An 18,201-nucleotide genomic window follows, 5' to 3' on the forward strand; every position below is an offset into this window, starting at 1 on the left:
AGGCGGTTTTTTCAAGGAATATCAAGTTGAATAACGATCTGGAAGCGTTTCTCGATATGGTTGCAATGAACCCACAGGATCAGGCCTTGCATCGGCTGGGTCCGGTGCAGGCACGCACCCGTTTCGAGTTGGCCACGCAGCGTCTTCGCTGGCAAGCGCCGCAGGACCTGGCGCTAGGTTCGCTGACCTGCACCGCACGCGATGGTACGGCTTTGCCGTTGCGTGTTTACAAACCCGCGCAGGCCGATGGCCGGCCCCTGCCGGTGCTGGTTTATTACCATGGCGGTGGCTTTGTCGTCGGCAGCCTGGATTCACATGATGGCGTATGCCGTGAGCTGTGCGCACGGTCAGGCTGCGCGGTGGTTTCGGTAGGCTATCGCCTGGCCCCTGAGCACCGGTTCCCAACGGCTTTCGAGGACGGTTGGGATGTGCTCGAAGCGCTGCCCTCCATCGCCCAGGCACAGGGGCTGGACCTGCAACGCGTCGTCCTTGCGGGCGACAGCGTGGGCGCGACCCTGGCCACCACCTTGGCCTTGCATGCCGCCAGGCAAGGCCTGGCGGCCGCGGTACGGCCGATCGGGCAACTGTTGTGTTACCCGGTCACGGATGCGGGGGGCGAATACGCCTCGCGCACCCTGTTTGGGGAGGGGTACCTGCTGGAAGACGAAACGCTCGAATGGTTCTATGACCTTTATGCACGCGAACACCTGGATCGTCACGACTGGCGTTTCTCTCCCTTGCGCGCAGAAAGCCTGAGCGGTGTCGCTCCAGCCATCGTCCTGCTGGCCGGCCTGGATCCGCTGCTGGATGAAGGGCAAGCCTACGCTGAGCGATTGCAAGCATCCGGGGTGGATGTGGAAATCATCCTGGCGCAGGACATGACCCACGACCTGCTGCGCATGATGTCAGTGACTGCAGAAGTTTCGACAGTGTACAAGCGATTGGTCGACAGTCTGCTTGCGCTTATCGCCAAGGCACGATAGACCTCCAGCCCCAAGGGCATTGTGGTCGCGCTGAGCGCAATGCCCTGGCGAGCCCCGCGTCAGGGCCCTGCTGAATCAAGCAGACAGGTGGTGTAGGAACAGAGGAGGGAAAGGCGCCAGCCACCTTCGGCGGTGGCTGGCGCAGGGGGGGGATCAGTTTTCGTAACGCAGGGTAAGCGCGAAATTGCGTGGGGCGCCGTAGTAGTTGCCGGTGTCTTCGCTGAAGATGGCAGTGTAGTATTTCTCGTCAAACACGTTGTTGAGGTTCAACTGCACGCTAACGTTCTGGTTGACCCGAAAGTTGGCATTGAGATCGACCAGGTTGTAAGCGCTCTGGGTGATGTTGTTCAGGTAGAGCTTGCTCTGGTGATAGACGCTGGTACCCACTCGCCACTGGTCCAGCGCACCCGGCAGCTGGTAGGTGGTAGCCGCCTTGAACAGTCGCTGGGGCGAGTTTTCCGTACCGTAGGTGTCGCCCTTGTTGGCCCCGGCAACGTACTTGGGATGGCTGTAGGTGTAGCCCATCGAAGCATTCCACCCAGGCATCAGCTCGCCTGACACTTCGGCATCGAAACCGCGATTGCGCACCTTGGCACCTTCGGTATAGCAACGTGCATCGCGGTTCGGTCCGCACACACGACCGGCTTCTGGCACGACCTGGGGCAGGCCAGTCTGATCGACCTGGAACAGCGCCAGAGAGGTGTTGAGCCTGCCGTCGAACAGCTCGTTCTTGAGGCCGATCTCGTAGTTGCTGCCCGTGGTGGGGGCCAGCAGCTTGTTGTCGACACTGTAGTTGCTTTGCAGTTTGTAGATTTCAGTGTAACTGGCGTAGACCGAGGTCTGATCGGTGATGTCATAAACGATGCCCCCATACGGAATGACCTTGCGGTCTTCCTTGAAGCGATCGGTTTCCCAAGGCCCTTGGGTATCGTAATCGACCCAGCTCAAGCGGCTGCCGAGGATTACGTGGAGGTCGTCGGTAGGATTAAGACGGGTAGCCGCGTAGATCCCTTTGTCCTTGCGCACGTGGCGGCTTGGCGTAAGGTTGCCGACTATTTCCGGTTTGGGGAATTGCGAAGCATTGAAGTCGAGGACGTCTACCTTGGGGTAGAAGCTCGGCGAGCCGGTCACGTACTGCAGGCGATCGCGGCGCATGCTTGTGCCCACGACCACTTCATGCTTCTGGCCCATCAGGTTGAACGCGCCATTCAGCGCTGCATCCAGGTTGACCTGCTCGTCATCGTATCTGGCGCTGTTGGGGTAGTACTGCATCGACGAGTCGGTCTCGCCGGTGTGATAACCGACCTGTGCCAAAAAGTCCGCATTGGACCAGATGAGGTTGGTCGCGACGGTCAGGTTCCAGTCTTCGTTGAACGAATGCTTGATATCGGCGAAGACGTTGCGGTTCAGCTTGTCCAGATAGGCCCATTTGCCGGCCAGGGAGGTCGAGCGGGAGAAGTCGTAGAAACTGCCGTCCTGGTGTGTTGGCAGGCCACCCCAGTCGTAACCATTGTTGTTGTCCTGCTGCAGCGAGCCACCGAGGGTCAAGGTGGTCGAGTCACTCAGGTCAGCTTCGCCGATGGCATAGAACAGCTGGTTTTCCTTGCCGGCGTAATCCTGGTAGCTATTGCGGTTGTTGTACATCAGTACCGTTCGACCGCGCAGTGTCCCTTCGGCATTCAACGGACCGCCGACATCCAGCTGGGTGCGGTAGTTATCCCATGAACCTGCGCCGATCTCGGCCTTGAGCTGATAGCTCCGGGTAGGCCGCTTGCGCACCATGTTGATGGCTGCCGACGGGCTGCCCGCCCCCTGCAGCAGGCCATTGGCGCCGCGCACGATCTCGACCCGATCATACATGGCCATGTTATTGACCGACATGACGTCCATCGAGAAGCTTTCAGTCACGCTGGTCGGCAGGCCATCGACCTGCAGGTCGTCCACCTGGAACCCTCGCGAGTAATACAGTGGGCGCTCGGTGCCGAAACCCTTGACGGTATTGATCCCTGTCGCGGCCATGGCCACGTCTTCCAGGGACTGCATGTTCTGGTCGTCCATCTGTTGGCGGGTGACGACGCTGACCGATTGGGGCGTCTCCCGGGGTGACAGCCCCAGCCTGGTGGCCGTGCTGGTCACACCCGTGGTGTATGAGCCTGTGTTTTCGGTAGTTGCACCCAAGGCAGCGGACTGGATGCTCGTGGCATCGAGGAGCATTGCGCTGTCACCCTCGTTGCTCGCCTGCAAGGTCAATGTGTTGTCGCGCAGCTGATAGCGCAGCCCACTCTCCCCGAGCAAGATACGCACCGATTGATCCAGGCTGTGACGACCGCTTAACGCACCCGAGCGAAGGTTCTGCACGGCACCGGGCTCGTACAGCACCTGCACGTCGGTCAGTTCTGCAAACTTCTGCAGCGCCGAGCTCAGTGGCTGTGCCGGGATATTCAAAGTCAGTTGCTGATCTTGCGCCTGGGCCGCCAGGGGCAGCGCCAGGGTGAGGGCCAGCGCTGGCAGTTGTGCATTGAAAGCGCGTCGAAGGCCAAGCGCCCTGGTCAAGTGATTCAATCGAAGGTGGGTGGGCATTTCGGTGCTCGTTGTAGATGTTGAGTGGGCAGGCTGGGCAGATCTGTTTTTATGTCGACTACGGGTATGACGCACGATGGGTGACAAACCGGAATGCAAATGTTTCGCTTTTGTTGCATCAGGCGACGCACGTTTCGACCAGCACCCTACCGGCCTCCATGCGCACCAGTTGGTCGGCGACATCGAAATAGCGGTCATCATGGCTGATGACGATGATGGTCTTGCCCAGGCGCTTCAGTTCGGGGAGCAGCTCGGTATAGAAGATGCGCCGGAATGTCGGGTCCTGGTCCGCTGCCCATTCGTCGAACACCAGCACCGGGCGCTCCTCGAGCCAGGCGTTGATCAGTGCCAGCCGCTTGCGTTGCCCGGTCGAGAGGTCGGTGGTGGTGAAACTGCCGTCGCGGATGCTGACCTTGTGTGCAATTTCCAGCCGCTTGAGATAGACCTCGGCGCTCTCCGGCACCTGCTGCGCGCCCAGGAAGGGGTCGTCGAACAGGTAGTAATCAGAAAAGACAGTGGTGAAGAGCTGGCGGTAATCGTCGCGATTGAGCGCGGTGATGGGTTGGTCGTTGATGCGTATCTCGCCTTTTTGCGGCGGATACAGACCTAGCAGCAGCTTGATCAGGGTGGTCTTGCCACAGCCGTTTTCACCGACGATGAACACGATATCGCCCTGGCTGACCTGCAGGTTCACCGGCCCAAGGGTAAACGGCGCATTGCCGTCGACCGGAGGGAAGGCAAAACGCACGTCATGCAACTCGAGAGTACGCAAGACGGGCAGCTGGCTGGCCTTGTCTTCGAGCAGCAGGTGCGGCTCGGGGGAGGAGAACTGTTCGGACAACTCGGCAATCCGGCGGAAGGCGATCTGAGCCCGGCTGACGATGGGCAACGTGCCTACCAGATATTCCAGCGGGCCTTTCATGTACAGCAGTACCAGCACGAAGCCGCTCATTACTGCCTTGTCGCCGCTAGGCCACAAGGATTGCAGGGCAAGGGCCAGGCCGATAACCACGAAGAACAGCATCGAGCCGAAGGTCTTGGCGATGACGAAGGTATTGATGGAGCGGATCTGGATATCGCGTATCTGGTCAGCTGTGCCTTGGATATTGCGGCTGAACATGCGTTGGCGGCGCGCGCGGTGGATGCGCAGCTCCTTGGCACCGGCGGCAATCGCATTGTAATGCCGTTGCAGTTCATCTTCGGCGTCCCGTGCCGCAACAAACCCTCGAATGCCCTTGGATCGGGCGATGTACTGCACGACGGTACCGAGTGCGATCGCTGCCAGCATCAGCAGGAACATCGGCCAGGAAAGCAATGCCAGATAGCCAAGGCAGCCCAAGGTAACGGTCAGGGCGATCGCCAATGGCGCGAAAGCGAAAGCGAAATCGCTGATGGTGTCCACGTCGTGCGTCAGCACGGGGATCAGTCGATGGCTGCGATAGCGCTCGATCTGTTCGATGGGGGCAGACAGAACCTTCTCGCCCAGTTCCTTGCGCAAGGCGGCGATGATGTTCTGGCCCACCCGGTTGCTACCGATGTCGGAAAACACCGAGCTGGCCAGGGCCACCAGGCAAAGCCCGGCGAAACCCCAGACAACGCCTTGGGTCAGGCCGCTGTCGTCGTGCAGGGCGCGGTTGATGGTGGCCAGCAGGAAGGTGATGCTGAGGCCGCCGACCATGCCCAGGATGACGGACAGCGCGACGGTATATTTGAACGGCTTGAGCAGGGCGAAGAGATCCTGCACGGCGCCGCGGGAGGACTGGGACATGATGGGCTCCTGAGTTGATCAGCCGACGCTGGCAAGGGGTTTGGTTTGCGCCTGGTGTGCGCTGCTGGAAAGGTTCAGGGCGCCATAGAGCGCTTTTCCGATCTCTTCGCTGCGCATCGGCAGCACTGAAAGCAAGGTGTCGCTCAAGCCGTGGGTGGCCTCGCAGAAGCCTTGCAGGAAGACTGGCGCCTGGAGCTGCGGGGTGGCCAGGGCGCGATAGGTACGGTCCACTTCCAGGCCATGCAGGTAAGGCAGAAGCGGTTCGAGCAGGTGCTGATGGCTGTTGCGCTCGTAGCCGGTGGCCAGTATCACGGCATCGTAGCGGTGGGTCTGCTGTTGCCCGGTGGCGAGGTCGCGCAGGGTCAGTTCGATGCCCCCTTCGACATCGACTGCCGCTTCCAGGTGTTGACGGCAGAGCACCGCGTGGCGGGGCTGACAGGTGATCTTCTGCCGGTACAGCACGGCATAAATGCGCTCGATCAGCCCCAGGTCGACGACCGAGTAGTTGGTGTTATGGTATTCGCCGATCAACTTTTCGCGGTCTTGCGGTGCTTGCTGGAAAACCAGGTCGGTGTACGCAGGGGCGAAAATTTCGTTGACGAAAGGCGAGTCGTCGGCGGGCTTGAGGGCTGAGCTGCGCAGGATCATTTCAGCCCGCACCGAAGGAAAGCTGTCGTTGAGGTCGATGAACGCTTCGGCGGCACTCTGCCCGGAACCGATGATCGCGATACGCATCGGCTTGCCTTCGCTGCAGGCCAGGTGCTGCATGCCGGTGAGGTAGCGGGAATGATGAAAAACCCGGGCATTGTTGCGTAGCGGGGCGAACATGGCTGGAATCTTCGGTGAGCCACCGGTGCTGATCACCACCGAACGCGTGCGACGGGTGCGCTGCATGCCTTGTGCATTGCGCGAGATCAGCCGGAGGTGATGAATGACCCCATTATCGAGCTCGGGCTCGATGCGCAACACTTCTTCGCCATACAGTGCCTGCTCGGCGAACTGCTCGGCGACCCAGCCCAGATAGTGGTTGTACTCCAGCCGGCACGGGTAAAAGGTGCCGAGGTTGACGAAGTCGACCAGGCGGCCCTGCTGCTTGAGGTAGTTGACGAAGCTGTAGGGGCTGGTGGGGTTGCGCAGCGAAACCAGGTCCTTGAGGAACGAGATCTGCAGTTCGCTCTGCGAGGACAAGGTATCCCCATGCCAGCGATAGTGCTCCTGCTTGTCCATGAACAAGGCGTCAATGGGCTTGCCATTGCTCTGGGAAAGCTCCTGCAGGGCGATGGCCAGGGCCAGGTTGGACGGGCCGAAGCCTACGCCGATCAGGTCGTGGAGAGTTGAGGCGCTCATGTCGTTGACTCCTGCTGTTGCTGGTGAGCGGTGAGTAGGTGTTAAACGAAGCCGCAGAGGCTGGATTTAGCCGGTCACGACCAGCCGGGCATGCACCCCACGCAGGTGTTCGCAGAGACGCAGAAGTTGTGATCCGAGGAGGGGCATACGTTGCGCGCTGGCGCACGAAAACCCCGCAGGCATGCTGCGCCAGGCGCCCGCCGGGGTTCGTGGCTCAGGGTAGATGCGGGTAGGCGCAGCGCAGCCTAGCGTTGCATGACGTCGAAGAACGCCTTCAGAAAGGCTTGCATCTGCTCCGCCGTGCCGACACTGACGCGCATCCACTGCGGCCACGCCTCGAATACCCGTCCAACCCGGACCCGGCGTTGTGCAAGTGCTTCGATCACGGGTTTGGCAGGTCGGCCAAGGGCCACCATGAAACAGTTGGCGTGTGCGTCGGTGCAGCGGTAACCGGCCTTTTGCAGGGCGTCGGTAGTGGTCAGAAGAATGTGGCGATTGATGCGTTTGCGTTCGCTGACCAGGTCGCCTTGTTGCAGGCTGGCGATACCGCCCATGGCGGCGGCAAGCGGCACGAAGTTGTAGCCGTTCAGGCGTTGCAGGTCGTGCAGCAACGCCGGTTTGCCGATCGCCAGCCCCAGGCGGGCACCGGCCATGCCATAGAGCTTGGAGAATGTCCTCAACACCAGGACATCGTCATGGCTGACCGCCAGATCCAGGCAGGAAGGGGCGTCGCAAAAGTGGATGTACGCCTCATCGATGATGGCCAGGCTGCCTGCCGGCTTGTGGCTGACCAGGTGCTCGATGTCGGCGCGTGGCGTCAGCGTGCCGGTGGGGTTGTTCGGATTGCACAGGTACAACACCCCGGGCTGGGGGTTGGCGGCAAGCATGCCGCGCACGTCATGGGCGTGGCGGGCATCGAGCGGCACTTCATGCACGGTCGCGCCGACGGCTCTGGCGCCATTGGCCACGGAGTCATAGGTCGGCGCGGCGGTGACCACGGCCCGCTTGTCGGCGTGGCGAGCCAGGGCATATTGCAACGGTGAGCGGGAGCCGCAGAAGACTGCCACATGGTCTTCGGGCACGTTGTGCTGCCGCGCGAACAGCTCAATCAGGCGATATTCATGCTCCGGAAAGTAATGCCCGCTCTGGCGTATCCCCAGGCTCATTGCCTGGAGCGCCGAGGGGCAGGGGCCGTAAGGGCTCTCGTTGTAGTCCAGGCGGATGATGTCATCGTCCACCGTCGGATCGCCCGCTGCGCCCGCCGCCCAGGCGGGCATGGCGGGTACGAGGCCGGTCAAGGTGGCTGCCGCTACGAAACGGCGTCTGCTCAAAGCGGACATGGTCACTCTCCCTGTAGGTTGTCAGTTGTGCTCGCCGTCCTTGAGGTCGCGGGCTACCCGAAAGCCCAGCCAGTCACCGCGCACTTCGGGTTCGCGCTCGTTGCGGTTGCCCGAGCGGGAGAAGATGGGCGGTTCCAGGTAGTCGTTGCCGCGGATCTGCCGGTGCGTGCAGGTGCCACCTGTGGTCCAGGCGCTGCCATCGGTGGGCGCACCGACATAATCGGTGTGCCAGCAGTCTTCGACCCACTCGTAGATATTGCCATGCATGTCATACATGCCGAACGCATTGGCCGGGAAGCTGCCGACCGGCGCCGTGTAGGTGAAGCCATCGCGTGGCCCGTAGGTGTTGGCATGCTTGCTGATCTGATACTCGCCTTCCTCATCGAAGGGGAACGGGAAAGGACCGGTGGAGCCAGCGCGACCTGCGTATTCGCGTTCGGCCTCGCTGACCATGCGGTAAGGCTTGCCGGTTTTCTTCGCCAGCCAGCCAATATAGCCGCGCGCTTCCTCCCAGGTCATGCAGACCGCTGGCTGGGTAGGCCCTTGCGGGTAACTGGGCTTGCCGTTCTTGCACAGACGGCCCGGGCGATCGTCGCCGTCGGGCAGCACGGTGTGGGTGTCCCTGGCATAGGCTTGCCATTGGCTGGCCGTCACGTGGAAGCGACTCATGGCGAAGGCCTTGGCGAATGTTACGGTATGCAGCGGACCTTCATCGTCCTGTTTGCCCAGTTCGTCATCGGGGGTGCCCATCACATAGCTGCCGGCGGGCAGCACGACCATTTCCGGGCAATCCTTGCAGTCCTTGAAGACCTTGCCCGGTGCACTCGGGGCGCCAGCGAGGGCATCGAGCGACAGCGAGAGACAACCGAGGGCAATCAGTGAGGTCAGCCGTTTCATGGGGTTCCTTGCGGGTAGTGGGCAATGGGAGGTGGGGTGGGCATGGCAGCTTTCTGGGCGGCTTCCCAAACACGCAGGAAGTTGGCCCCCCAGAGCTTGGCGATGTCTTCATCGGAATAGCCACGCTGCATCAGTTCGGCGGTGACATTGCGGCTCTGGCTGACATTTTCCCAGCCGACCACACCGCCGCCGTCGTTGAAATCGGAACTGATGCCTACATGGTCGATACCGATCTTCTTCACCGCGTAATCGATCGAGTCGACATAGTCGGCCAGGGTGGCCTCTGGCTCGGCGCCGAGGATTTCGTAGAACGGTGTGAGGTATTCACCGAACTTCTTCTCTGACCAGATCGAGAACACCGGGTCGGTGGTGGTGCCCATCTGGGTCTGGTTTTGTACGTCGGGCAAGCCATGCCTGGCACGCAAAGCGTTCATCTTCTCGATGGTCGGGCGCGAGAACGGCTTGAGGTAGTGGGAGTAGGCCACGATATTGACCAGCCCATCGGTGGCCTTGATGTGTGCCAGGTCGGCATCGCTGAGGTTGCGGCGAATGTCCATCAGGCCTTGTACGCCGGTGTGCGAGGCCATGACCGGCGCTCGGCTAAGCTGGGTGACCTGGGTCAGCGCCTGGCTGGACATCTGCGACACGTCGATGACCACGCCGAGGTCGTTGAGCCGGGTGATGGCGCGCCGACCAATCGCGGAAAGCCCGCCCAGCGGGTCGACCGAATCGCCCAGGAAAGGCAGGGGCCGTGCCGAGTCTACCCAGCTGTTGTTACCGACGTAGCCTGGTCCGAATACCCGCATGCCGCGTGCGGCCCAGTGGTCCAGTTTGTCAATGTCGTCGCCCAACGGCGCGGCATTGAGCATGCTGATGATGATGGCGAACTTGCCTTCACTGACCAGTCGGCGGAAGTCAGCGGGGGTGTAGGCGATGCCGGCCTGTGCAGGGAAATCCTTGGCGATGCTGGTGATGATCCGGTAGCGCACTTCCAGTTCGTTGGCCATTGCGGCCTCGAAGCCTGGGGTGGGGCGGTGTGGCCAGTTGGGCCCACTCCAGAATTCCGGCCATGACCAGATCGCGATCGAAGCGCCGCTCAGGCGGCCTTTGGCGGCTTTCACCAGATCGAACTGTGTCGGGCCATCGCGGTTTGCTTCCTCGCCATCGGTGCCATAGCTCAGCGGCACATCGAGGTGCGCATCCAGGGCCGGGATGCGCGCCTGCAGGGCGTTGGCTCGCTGTTCGATTTCCCGGCTGTAGGGGTGCTTGGCAAGGTAAACCCAGTACCACCAGGCGCCTGCGGCCATCAGGAGCAGGAGCAGAAGTGCCAATGCCCATGGCCATCTGCGCGAAAACAAAGCCGGTTTCTTCATTGCGTACTCGATCGCCTGCACGACGGCCCCATGCCGTTCGAACTTGCTGGGTGAAACGAGCCGGGGCAAAGAGAATTTAGCAACCCTCTAAATCGCTTCCTCAACCATTCGTTTTTGCAGCAGTAGTCACGTCATGAGTACAGTGGATGAAAGTGTCACGTCGAAAGATCCTGGCAGGCCTGGTGGCTGCCGGTGTAGCTCTGCCTGCCGGCTATTACGCACAGCAGGAGTGGCAGCGGGCCCAGGAAGCGGAGCTGAGCAGTGACGAACCTGCGGTGCCGGTCGACGACCTGCCCAATGCGCTGCTGGGGGAACGCCTGGTCGGGATCTGGGACTGGCGCCTGACAGGCAATCACCCGGCGCTGGCTGTGCTGGCCGGGCCGCAGCAGCTGTTGCTCGACGTCGGGCAGGGTGCCCGTGCCTTGCGTGGCTACCTGGGTACCGCGCCGTATGGCGACCGGGGTTTGCAGGTTTACGGGCCGCTGGCTGCCGACCGATTGCCAGCGGTGCGCCTGAAGATAATTGCCGGCTCTGGCGAAGCCTATGACTGCGACGCCGTGCTGGATGAGATATGGGGCGACTGGAGCGAGGGCGGAGGCAGCGCCACCCTGAGTGGGCAAGTGCGTCTGGCAGGGACGCAGGCGGGGCATTCCGGTGTGCAAGCGGGTTTTGTCGCGGTCCGTCGACCGTTTGTGCTGGCGCGTGAGCGGCTGCCATTTGTGGCGGCCCTGCACGAGGACCTGATTTCGCCGCAGCGCCGCTACTATCATCAGCTGTGGCATGCCAGCCGCGATCGTTGGCACCGCATCGATGATTCCCGACGGCAGATGGTGCGTGCGCTGGGCTGGCAGGTCGGCCCGTTGGGCAAGGAGCGCAACGCCCGCGGGCATGATCGCCATCGCAACGGCTCCGGCGAGGATTTTCTGTTTATGCATCGGCATATGCTGCACGGGGTACGTAAGGTCCAGGACCTGCGTTCCTGGGCCAGCCTGCCCGCGGCACGTCCTTCGATCGGGCATGGCGCCCAGGCGTTTTTCGATTACCTCGACAACCGCGACGGCTACAGCGTCCCGCCCAATTGGCAGGCGGCCGGCGATGATGCCTTCAGCCAGTGGCTGTACTACGTGAAGAGCACTCAGGGCCTGCACGCCAACTTCCAGCTGTGGGAAGCCCAGCTGCATGACCCGGAATATCTCAGCACCTTGTGCCTGGGAGAGTTGGGGTCGCGTATCGAGTTGGGGGTCCACGATTGGTTGCACATGCGCTGGGCATCCCTGGGGCGCGATCCGAACTCGGATTACCCGATGCCCTACGGGCGTCGCAACTATGATTTTTCCGAACGTTGGTTTCGCGCCGAGAACGACTTCCTTGGCGATCCGTTTTCATCCCACGTGAACCCGGTGTTCTGGGCGTTTCATGGCTGGATCGACGACCGTCTGAACGACTGGTACCTGGCCCACCAGCAGGCGCACCCGGGGGAAGTGAAGCCGCGAATGATCGAGGGTGTTCCGTGGTTTGCGCCGGGGCGCTGGGTGCGTGTGGCCGAGCCTTGGCTAGGGCCCACCCGTGACGGTTGCGGTGCCTGGGGGCTGGGCAATGGAGGCGGCACCGGGAAACTGGACATCGAGACCATGAAGCTGGCCTTGCAGGTCATTTTCAGCCCGGAAGAAGACGCCGATCGCCTGTCTGGCAGGGTGCCACAGCGGCCCTGGTATGCTCGCCATCTTGCACCTGGCCCGCGGCGTGACGGGTTGTAGCGCGGGTGCCCGGCATCGGATCTTCAGTGCCTGTGAGCGCGGGCTCACAGGCACTGAAGACAGCGTGACAAACTACCTCACCGTCATCAGCGCATCCGTGCCTGTCCACCCCCCGCCCAATGCCTTGTAAAGCGCAACACTGGCCTGCAGCCGCGCCTCACGCAGGCGTACCCGCTCGGCCTGTGCTGCAAACAGGCTGCGTTGCGCCTCCAGCACGCTGAGCAGGTCTTCGGCCCCGGCCCGATAGCGGTTTTCGGCCAGGTCGAACGCGCGCTGTGCCTGGCTAAGCGCCTCATTCTGCCAGCGAGTCTGGCGGTCCAGGCCGTCCACGCTGTTCAGTGCCTTCTCGACTTCGCCGAAGCTGGTTATCAGTACGCTGCGATACGCATCGAGCAACTCGTCCTGGCGAGCGATGGCGCGATCACGCGCAGCGCGCAAGGCGCCATTGTTGAAAATGGGGGCCGTCAGACCGGCACCGAGGTTGAACGCCGGGTTGTGCAGCAGGTCGATGGCCTTTCTGTCGCCGGTGGCCAGGCTGGCCGTCAGGCTTACCGTGGGGAACAGGGCTGCCCGTGCAACGCTGACATCCGCCTGAGCCGCTGCCAGGCGCGCCTCTGCGCTGGCAATGTCCGGGCGACGGGTCAACAGCTGGCTGGGAATGCCGGCGGCAATGCTCGGGCCGCGCAGTTGATCGAAAGGCTGATCGGCAAGCTCAAGTGCCTGCACCGGCACACCGAGCAGGGTTGCCAGGGTGATCTGCGCATCGCGGGCTTCTTGCTGGTAGAGCGGCAACTGTCGTTGCTGATTGGCCACCAGGCTCTCTTGTTGGGCCAGCTCCAGGGCAGTTGACGAGCCAGCCTGGAACCGCGTGCGCACCACATTGAGGATCTTGTCGGCGTTTTCCAGGTTGAGCGTGGCGATGTGGGCCTGCTCGCGAGCGGCGAGGGCTCGCAGATAGGTGTCGGCAACACTGCTCGTCAGGCTCAGCTCGAGGGTGTCACGGTCAAATGCAGTGGCTTGCAGGCCAAGCCGGGCACTGTCCCGTGCAGCGGCATTTGCGCCCCAGAAGTCCAGCTCGTAGCTGGCCGTCAGGGCCGTGTCGAAGTAGCGGTAAGTCCGTTTGCTGCTCGAGGTGTCCTGTTCGCTGTACCCTTGGCCTCGCAGCAGGCGCTGCTGATAGGCGTCGGCGCTGGCGTCCAGGCTCGGCAGCAGAGGGCCACCGGCAATGCGAATGTCGGCCCGAGCCTGCCTGACCCTGGCCATGGCGGCGCGCAGGTCATGGCTGCCGTGGCGCGCCTGCTCGATGAGCTGGCTCAATTGAGCGCTGTTGAAGGTTGTCCACCACTGCGCCGAGGCAGCCGTGACCCCAGTCGGACCTTGCCAGCTGGCGGGCGCAACAATACCGCTGTCCAAGGGGGCGGGTGGGTGGCTGCAAGCGCCAAGCAGGGTCAGCAGCGGCAGCAGAAAAAGCGGGGTTCTGGTCATGGTCATTCACTGGTCAGAGCGGCGACAGGGTCGAGGGCGGCAGCCTTGCGCGCGGGCATGAAGCCGAAGATGACGCCGGTGGCTACCGAGCAGGCGAAAGCACCCACCATCGCCAGGGCGGAAAACGCCACGGCCACCTGGGCCAGGCTGAGTACCACACCGATCAGCAGTGCCAGGCACACGCCGATAAGGCCACCGGTGAGCGAAAGCACAACGGCCTCGGTCAGAAACTGGCGCAGGATGTCGCGCTGCCGGGCACCGGTGGCGATCCGTATACCGATCTCGCGGGTGCGTTCGCGCACGGTCATGAGCATCACGTTCATCACGCCGATTCCGCCCACCAGCAGCGAAATGGCGGCAATGGCCCCCAGCATCAGGGACAACCCGTTGCGCGTCGCGGCTTCGGCCTGGATCATCGCCGCGCTGTTGTCGATCTCAAAATCTTCGATGCCATTGTGCAGTCTCAGCATCAACTGGCGTATCGCCCGTTCGGCTTCATGCACCTGGGTGCTGTCGGCGGCGCCGATGATCACGTATTCCGGGTGCTGTGTGCCGGACAGCCGTATGGCAGTCGCTGAGTACGGCACTGCGATGCGCAGGTCGTTTCGCTGATTGGCGCCGCTGGAGCCTTTGCTGGCCAGCACGCCGATCACCTGGAAAGGCACGTTCTCGATGAGGATGTATTGGCCGATCGGGTCTTGGCCGTCCACGAACAGCTTTCTGCGCACTTCAGAGCCGATCACGGCCACGGCGGCAGCCGTAGCCAGGTCGTTGTCGGTAAAGAAACTGCCCTCGCTGACGGGCCAGCTCATCAGGGTCGGGAACACCGGCGTATAGCCGCCTATGGTCGATTCGAGATCGCGGTTGCCGAAGCGCACCTGCGCTTCCAGCGTCATGGCCGGCATGATGGATTTCACCTGGGGCAGCTCGGCCAGCGCCTGTACGTCGCTGAGGCGAACGTCGCCGGGTGGGGCGCGCGGAGCGGGAGAGGCGCCGTTCATGAACATGATGTTCGAGCCGAACGCGCCCATCTGGGCCATGACCTGGCGCTTGCTGCCTTCGCCCACCGCCAGCATCACGACCACTGACGCGACGCCGATGATGATCCCCAGCAGGGTCAGCGCGGTGCGTGTACGGTTGCTCCACATGACCCGCCAGGCGGCCTGCAGCGCGTCGCGGGTTTCGCCCAGCCAAGGGCTGCGCTGGGTGTCGGCCCGGGCCAGGCGATGGGCCAGATCATCTGCCTGCAGTGCGCCCTGGCGATCCTGTGGCGGCGCCTGACCGGCGCCACTGTCGCTGATCACTTCGCCGTCGCGGATCTCTATGATGCGCTGCGCACGAGCGGCCACATCGCGGTCATGGGTGATCAGAATCACCACATGGCCCTGCTCGGCCAGCTCATCCAGCAGGCGCATGACCTCGGTGCCACTGTGGCTGTCCAGCGCACCGGTGGGCTCGTCCGCGAGGATGATGTGGCCGCCGTTCATCAATGCCCGGGCGATGGATACCCGTTGTTGCTGGCCACCTGAAAGCTGGCGCGGGCGATTGCCGGTGCGCTCACCCAGGCCCAGGCGTTGCAGCAGGGCCCGGGCCCTTTCGGCGCGCGTGGCAGCGGTGGTCCCGGCGTAGATTGCCGGCATCTCCACGTTCTCTTGCGCCGAGGCGGAGGGGATCAGGTGGTAGCCCTGAAACACGAACCCGAACGCCTCGCGGCGCAACCAGGCCAGCTCGTCATTGTTCAGCCCGGCAACATCCTGGCCGGCGAAGCGATAGCTTCCGGCGCTCGGGCGATCGAGGCAACCCAGGATGTTCATCAGGGTCGACTTGCCGGAACCCGAGGTGCCGACGATGGCGATGAATTCTCCGGCATGGATCTTCAGGTCAATGCCGCGCAACACATCGACCTGAGGGCTGTCACCGCCACCGTAGGATTTACGGATGCCGACCAGTTCTATCAGCGGAGTGTTCATGTCAACCCTCGCTGCCGACAGGGCCGATCAGCAACTTGTCACCTTCATCAAGGCCCTCGAGTACCTGCACGCGCAGGCGGTCGCTGAGCCCGGTGCGTACCTGGCGCGTCTGGACTTCGCCCTTGCCGGTCAGCACGTGGGCAGTCTGCAGCCCCTCGCGCTGGCCGCGTCCCTGCAGTGCGGCGATGGGCACGGTCAATACGTCCTTGGCGGCTCCGGCGACGAAGAACACCTGTGCGGTCATGTCGGCCATCAGCGCATTGTCATCGTTGTCGACGTCCAGCAGCACGGTGTAGAGCACCACGCGCCCGGTCCCGTTGGCACTTGTACCGCTGGCGGCAACCGGGCTGCCCCCGCCTTGACTGAGCTGATCCAGCGGCTTGGGCGGGATTGGCAAAATTTGCCTGACGGTGCCGGTCCAGCGCCTGCCGCCACTGCCCAAGGTGGTGAAGTAGGCCTGCATGCCGGTCTTGACCTGGCCGATATCGGCTTCCGAGACTTCGGCCCAAACCGTCATCGGCGACAGTTTGGCGATCCGCAGGATCAGCGGGGTGCGCTGCTGTGCGTTCAAGGTCTGCCCCTCGCGTGCATCGACCGCCACCACCGTGCCGCCAATCGGGGCATAGATGCGCGTATAGCCAAGCTCGGCTTCTGCGCTGCGTAACGTGGCCTGTGCCTGGAGAATCTGTGCCTGGTACATGTCAATCCGCGCCTGGGTTGTCAGCACTTTCGCCTGGGCGGTTTGCACATCTTCCTCGCGCGTGGCGCCGTCGTTGGCCATCCGCTGCTGACGCCGCAACTGCTGCTCGGCCAGGACATGCTCGGCGCGTTGCTCCTTGACCTGCGCTTTCAGGGTTTCGATGGCATAGCGCTCGGCATCCAGCCGGGCCTGTTGCGTTGCGGGGTCGATTTCCACCAGCAACTGCCCTTGCTTGACGGTGTCCCCTACCTCGACATGCAAGGTACGGATCTGGCCGGAGGCCTGCGCGCCGACATCGACGTACTGGCGGGGTTGCAAGGTGCCCAGAGCGGTGACGCTGGCTTCGATGTTGCCACGGCTGACGCTGACGAAAGGCCGCTTATCGGCTTCGCCGGGCAACAATTGCCAGGCTGCGAGTGCGGCCAGCGGGATCAGGCAAAGCACGAGTGTGACGGCGCGACGAGTAAGGCGTTGAGGGATCATGCAGTATTCCGACCATGAGAGGGCCGCTGTCACCAAGGAGCAGCTAGGGAGGCTGCCGATTAAACGAAAGCGCCAAGGACGGATTTAGCGGGAAGCGCCCGTTGCGGGCGGGGGAAATGTAACAGCGTCTTTAAACTTGATGAGAATTATTATAGTTTAAGCGCCGGCAATGCCATTACTTGGCCTGCACTGCAGTCATATCATCATCGGAAAACAGGGAAAGCGCTTCGATGCCGTCTTCGGGTGTACTGCTCGAGCAATACTATCGTGAACTGGTCGGGTACCTTCGTTCGCGTCTCGGCAGCCGCCATGCTGCCGAGGATATCGCTCAGGAGGCCTATCTGCGGATACTCGAGCGGTGTGACGACACGCAGATCTCCCATCCGCGCGCTTTCCTTTATCGCACGGCCCTGAACCTGGTCACCGATGGCCATCGGCGCAGCAAGGTCCGCCGCGCCGAGCCTTTGGAAGTACTGGAGACCGACGAGCGGTTCTTTGTCGCGCCCGTGCACGGTGTCTGTCGGCAGGAAGAGCGCCTGGCGTTGCTGCAACGTGCGGTGGCCGAATTGAGCGAAACCTGCCGGCAGTGCTTTTTGCTCCGCAAGCTCGAAGGCCTGTCGCATGGCGAGATCGCCACGCGGCTGGGTTTGTCCAGGGCCACGGTGGAAAAACACATCGTCAACGCCATGAAACATTGCCGCCTGCGCATGCGCGAGTGGGCCGAGGCCTGAGCGCACGCGCGGCTGCGCGGCGCGGGTTGCGTTCGCATCAGTTGCCTGACGGTGCACCGAATGTCAGGGCGCCCTTCATCATGGTCGAATGGAAAGGGTAGGAGCAGAAGAACGCGTACGCCTGGCCGGCCTGCAGCACGCGGGTGTCGAAGGTGACCGAATCCTTTTCGCCGCCACCGATTAACCGGGTATGGGCGAGCACGCGCTGGTCGCCCGGCTGGATATAGTCATCGGCTTCACCGGCTGCAGCGCCATCGGTGGTCACGCCTTTTATGTCTTCCTTTTTGGCTAGCACCCAGTTGTGGCCCATGATGTTCCTGGGCATCGTGCCGGTGTGCTGCAGGTTCACCGTGAAGCGTTGGCAGGACTGCGGCACGGTGATCGTCTTCAGGTCGTAGGTCATCTGGTCGGTACTGCGAATGTCCACGGAGCAGGGCTCGGCGGACCATGCGACGCTGGAAAGGCTCAGGGCGAAAAAGGCGAGGGCAGGGCGAAACATCTGGGTACTCCGAAAATGTAAGAGGCAATGCCTTGGGGCATGCGCCTTTTTTATACGAAGCCCGGACGTCAGGGTTTAGGGCGGGCGCTAGCCGCTCGCTTTGCCGGGGGGAGCACGGGTGGTAATCCTGCTTGCCGGGTTAAAGGCAAATGCAAATTCCGTCAGTCAATCACTTGATTTATGCGGGTTTACCGACTTCTATCAAAGAAGACCGCTGCCAGGCGTGACCTTGGCAGTAGCCGTTACTGGCGCAGTACGGTCATGGAGCGTACCCATTACCCAACTGCC

General features: G+C 62.5%; 13 protein-coding genes. 3 read left to right on the forward strand and 10 right to left on the reverse strand.

The annotated features are described in order from the left end of the window. Positions 1-20: 20 nt before the first annotated feature. Positions 21-983: an alpha/beta hydrolase gene (locus J3A71_RS09590; RefSeq protein WP_024717920.1), complete on the forward strand. Its 963-nt coding sequence runs from the start codon at positions 21-23 to the stop codon at positions 981-983. Positions 984-1,136: 153 nt separating this feature from the next. Here the strand turns inward: J3A71_RS09590 and J3A71_RS09595 are convergent, their stop codons facing one another. The 6 genes from J3A71_RS09595 to J3A71_RS09620 form a co-directional block, all read right to left on the reverse strand. Next, positions 1,137-3,563 carry a TonB-dependent receptor gene (locus J3A71_RS09595; RefSeq protein ID WP_031312217.1) on the reverse strand — a complete coding sequence of 809 codons (2,427 nt, stop codon included), beginning with the start codon at positions 3,561-3,563 and terminating at the stop codon, positions 1,137-1,139. 118 nt (positions 3,564-3,681) lie between these two features. Continuing rightward, the gene (locus tag J3A71_RS09600; RefSeq protein WP_016488306.1) at positions 3,682-5,331 is read right to left on the reverse strand and encodes a cyclic peptide export ABC transporter; all 1,650 of its coding nucleotides are present in this window, start codon (positions 5,329-5,331) and stop codon (positions 3,682-3,684) included. Positions 5,332-5,349: 18 nt separating this feature from the next. Beyond that, positions 5,350-6,678 (reverse strand): SidA/IucD/PvdA family monooxygenase, encoded by a 1,329-nt coding sequence (locus J3A71_RS09605; protein ID WP_096426568.1) that lies wholly within the window; start codon positions 6,676-6,678, stop codon positions 5,350-5,352. A gap of 245 nt (positions 6,679-6,923) precedes the next feature. After that, positions 6,924-8,018, reverse strand: a complete 1,095-nt coding sequence (locus tag J3A71_RS09610; protein WP_060519872.1) for an aminotransferase class I/II-fold pyridoxal phosphate-dependent enzyme — start codon at positions 8,016-8,018, stop codon at positions 6,924-6,926. Positions 8,019-8,039: 21 nt separating this feature from the next. Beyond that, the gene (locus tag J3A71_RS09615) at positions 8,040-8,915 is read right to left on the reverse strand and encodes a formylglycine-generating enzyme family protein (protein ID WP_016488303.1); all 876 of its coding nucleotides are present in this window, start codon (positions 8,913-8,915) and stop codon (positions 8,040-8,042) included. Continuing rightward, entirely contained in the window at positions 8,912-10,288 is a 1,377-nt protein-coding gene (locus J3A71_RS09620; protein WP_172901752.1) for a dipeptidase, read from the reverse strand. Before J3A71_RS09620 ends, J3A71_RS09615 begins: the two co-directional genes overlap by 4 nt. A 146-nt stretch (positions 10,289-10,434) precedes the next feature. Between J3A71_RS09620 and J3A71_RS09625 the strand changes: the two genes are divergently transcribed. Next, positions 10,435-12,045 carry a hypothetical protein gene (locus J3A71_RS09625; RefSeq protein WP_016488301.1) on the forward strand — a complete coding sequence of 537 codons (1,611 nt, stop codon included), beginning with the start codon at positions 10,435-10,437 and terminating at the stop codon, positions 12,043-12,045. A 72-nt stretch (positions 12,046-12,117) separates the two neighbouring features. Here the strand turns inward: J3A71_RS09625 and J3A71_RS09630 are convergent, their stop codons facing one another. Genes J3A71_RS09630 through J3A71_RS09640 form a run of 3 tightly spaced genes read right to left on the reverse strand, consistent with a single transcriptional unit; the run spans position 12,118 to position 16,683 of the window. Then, positions 12,118-13,536, reverse strand: a complete 1,419-nt coding sequence (locus tag J3A71_RS09630) for an efflux transporter outer membrane subunit (RefSeq protein WP_096426567.1) — start codon at positions 13,534-13,536, stop codon at positions 12,118-12,120. Beyond that, on the reverse strand, positions 13,533-15,500 hold the full coding sequence (locus tag J3A71_RS09635; protein WP_016488299.1) for a MacB family efflux pump subunit: 1,968 nt from the start codon (positions 15,498-15,500) through the stop codon (positions 13,533-13,535). The genes J3A71_RS09630 and J3A71_RS09635 overlap by 4 nt, the downstream gene beginning before the upstream one ends. 1 nt (position 15,501) lies before the next feature. Continuing rightward, the gene (locus J3A71_RS09640; RefSeq protein WP_031312009.1) at positions 15,502-16,683 is read right to left on the reverse strand and encodes an efflux RND transporter periplasmic adaptor subunit; all 1,182 of its coding nucleotides are present in this window, start codon (positions 16,681-16,683) and stop codon (positions 15,502-15,504) included. 230 nt (positions 16,684-16,913) lie between these two features. Between J3A71_RS09640 and J3A71_RS09645 the strand changes: the two genes are divergently transcribed. Next, the gene (locus J3A71_RS09645; protein ID WP_016488297.1) at positions 16,914-17,414 is read left to right on the forward strand and encodes a sigma-70 family RNA polymerase sigma factor; all 501 of its coding nucleotides are present in this window, start codon (positions 16,914-16,916) and stop codon (positions 17,412-17,414) included. Positions 17,415-17,451: 37 nt separating this feature from the next. On the opposite strand, the gene azu is transcribed toward J3A71_RS09645, so the two are convergent. Next, the gene (azu, locus tag J3A71_RS09650; RefSeq protein ID WP_023048064.1) at positions 17,452-17,913 is read right to left on the reverse strand and encodes an azurin; all 462 of its coding nucleotides are present in this window, start codon (positions 17,911-17,913) and stop codon (positions 17,452-17,454) included. Positions 17,914-18,201 lie beyond the last annotated feature (288 nt).

Origin of the sequence: Pseudomonas sp. PvP089, assembly GCF_017875165.1 — a bacterium.
Taxonomy (GTDB): domain Bacteria; phylum Pseudomonadota; class Gammaproteobacteria; order Pseudomonadales; family Pseudomonadaceae; genus Aquipseudomonas; species Aquipseudomonas fortuita.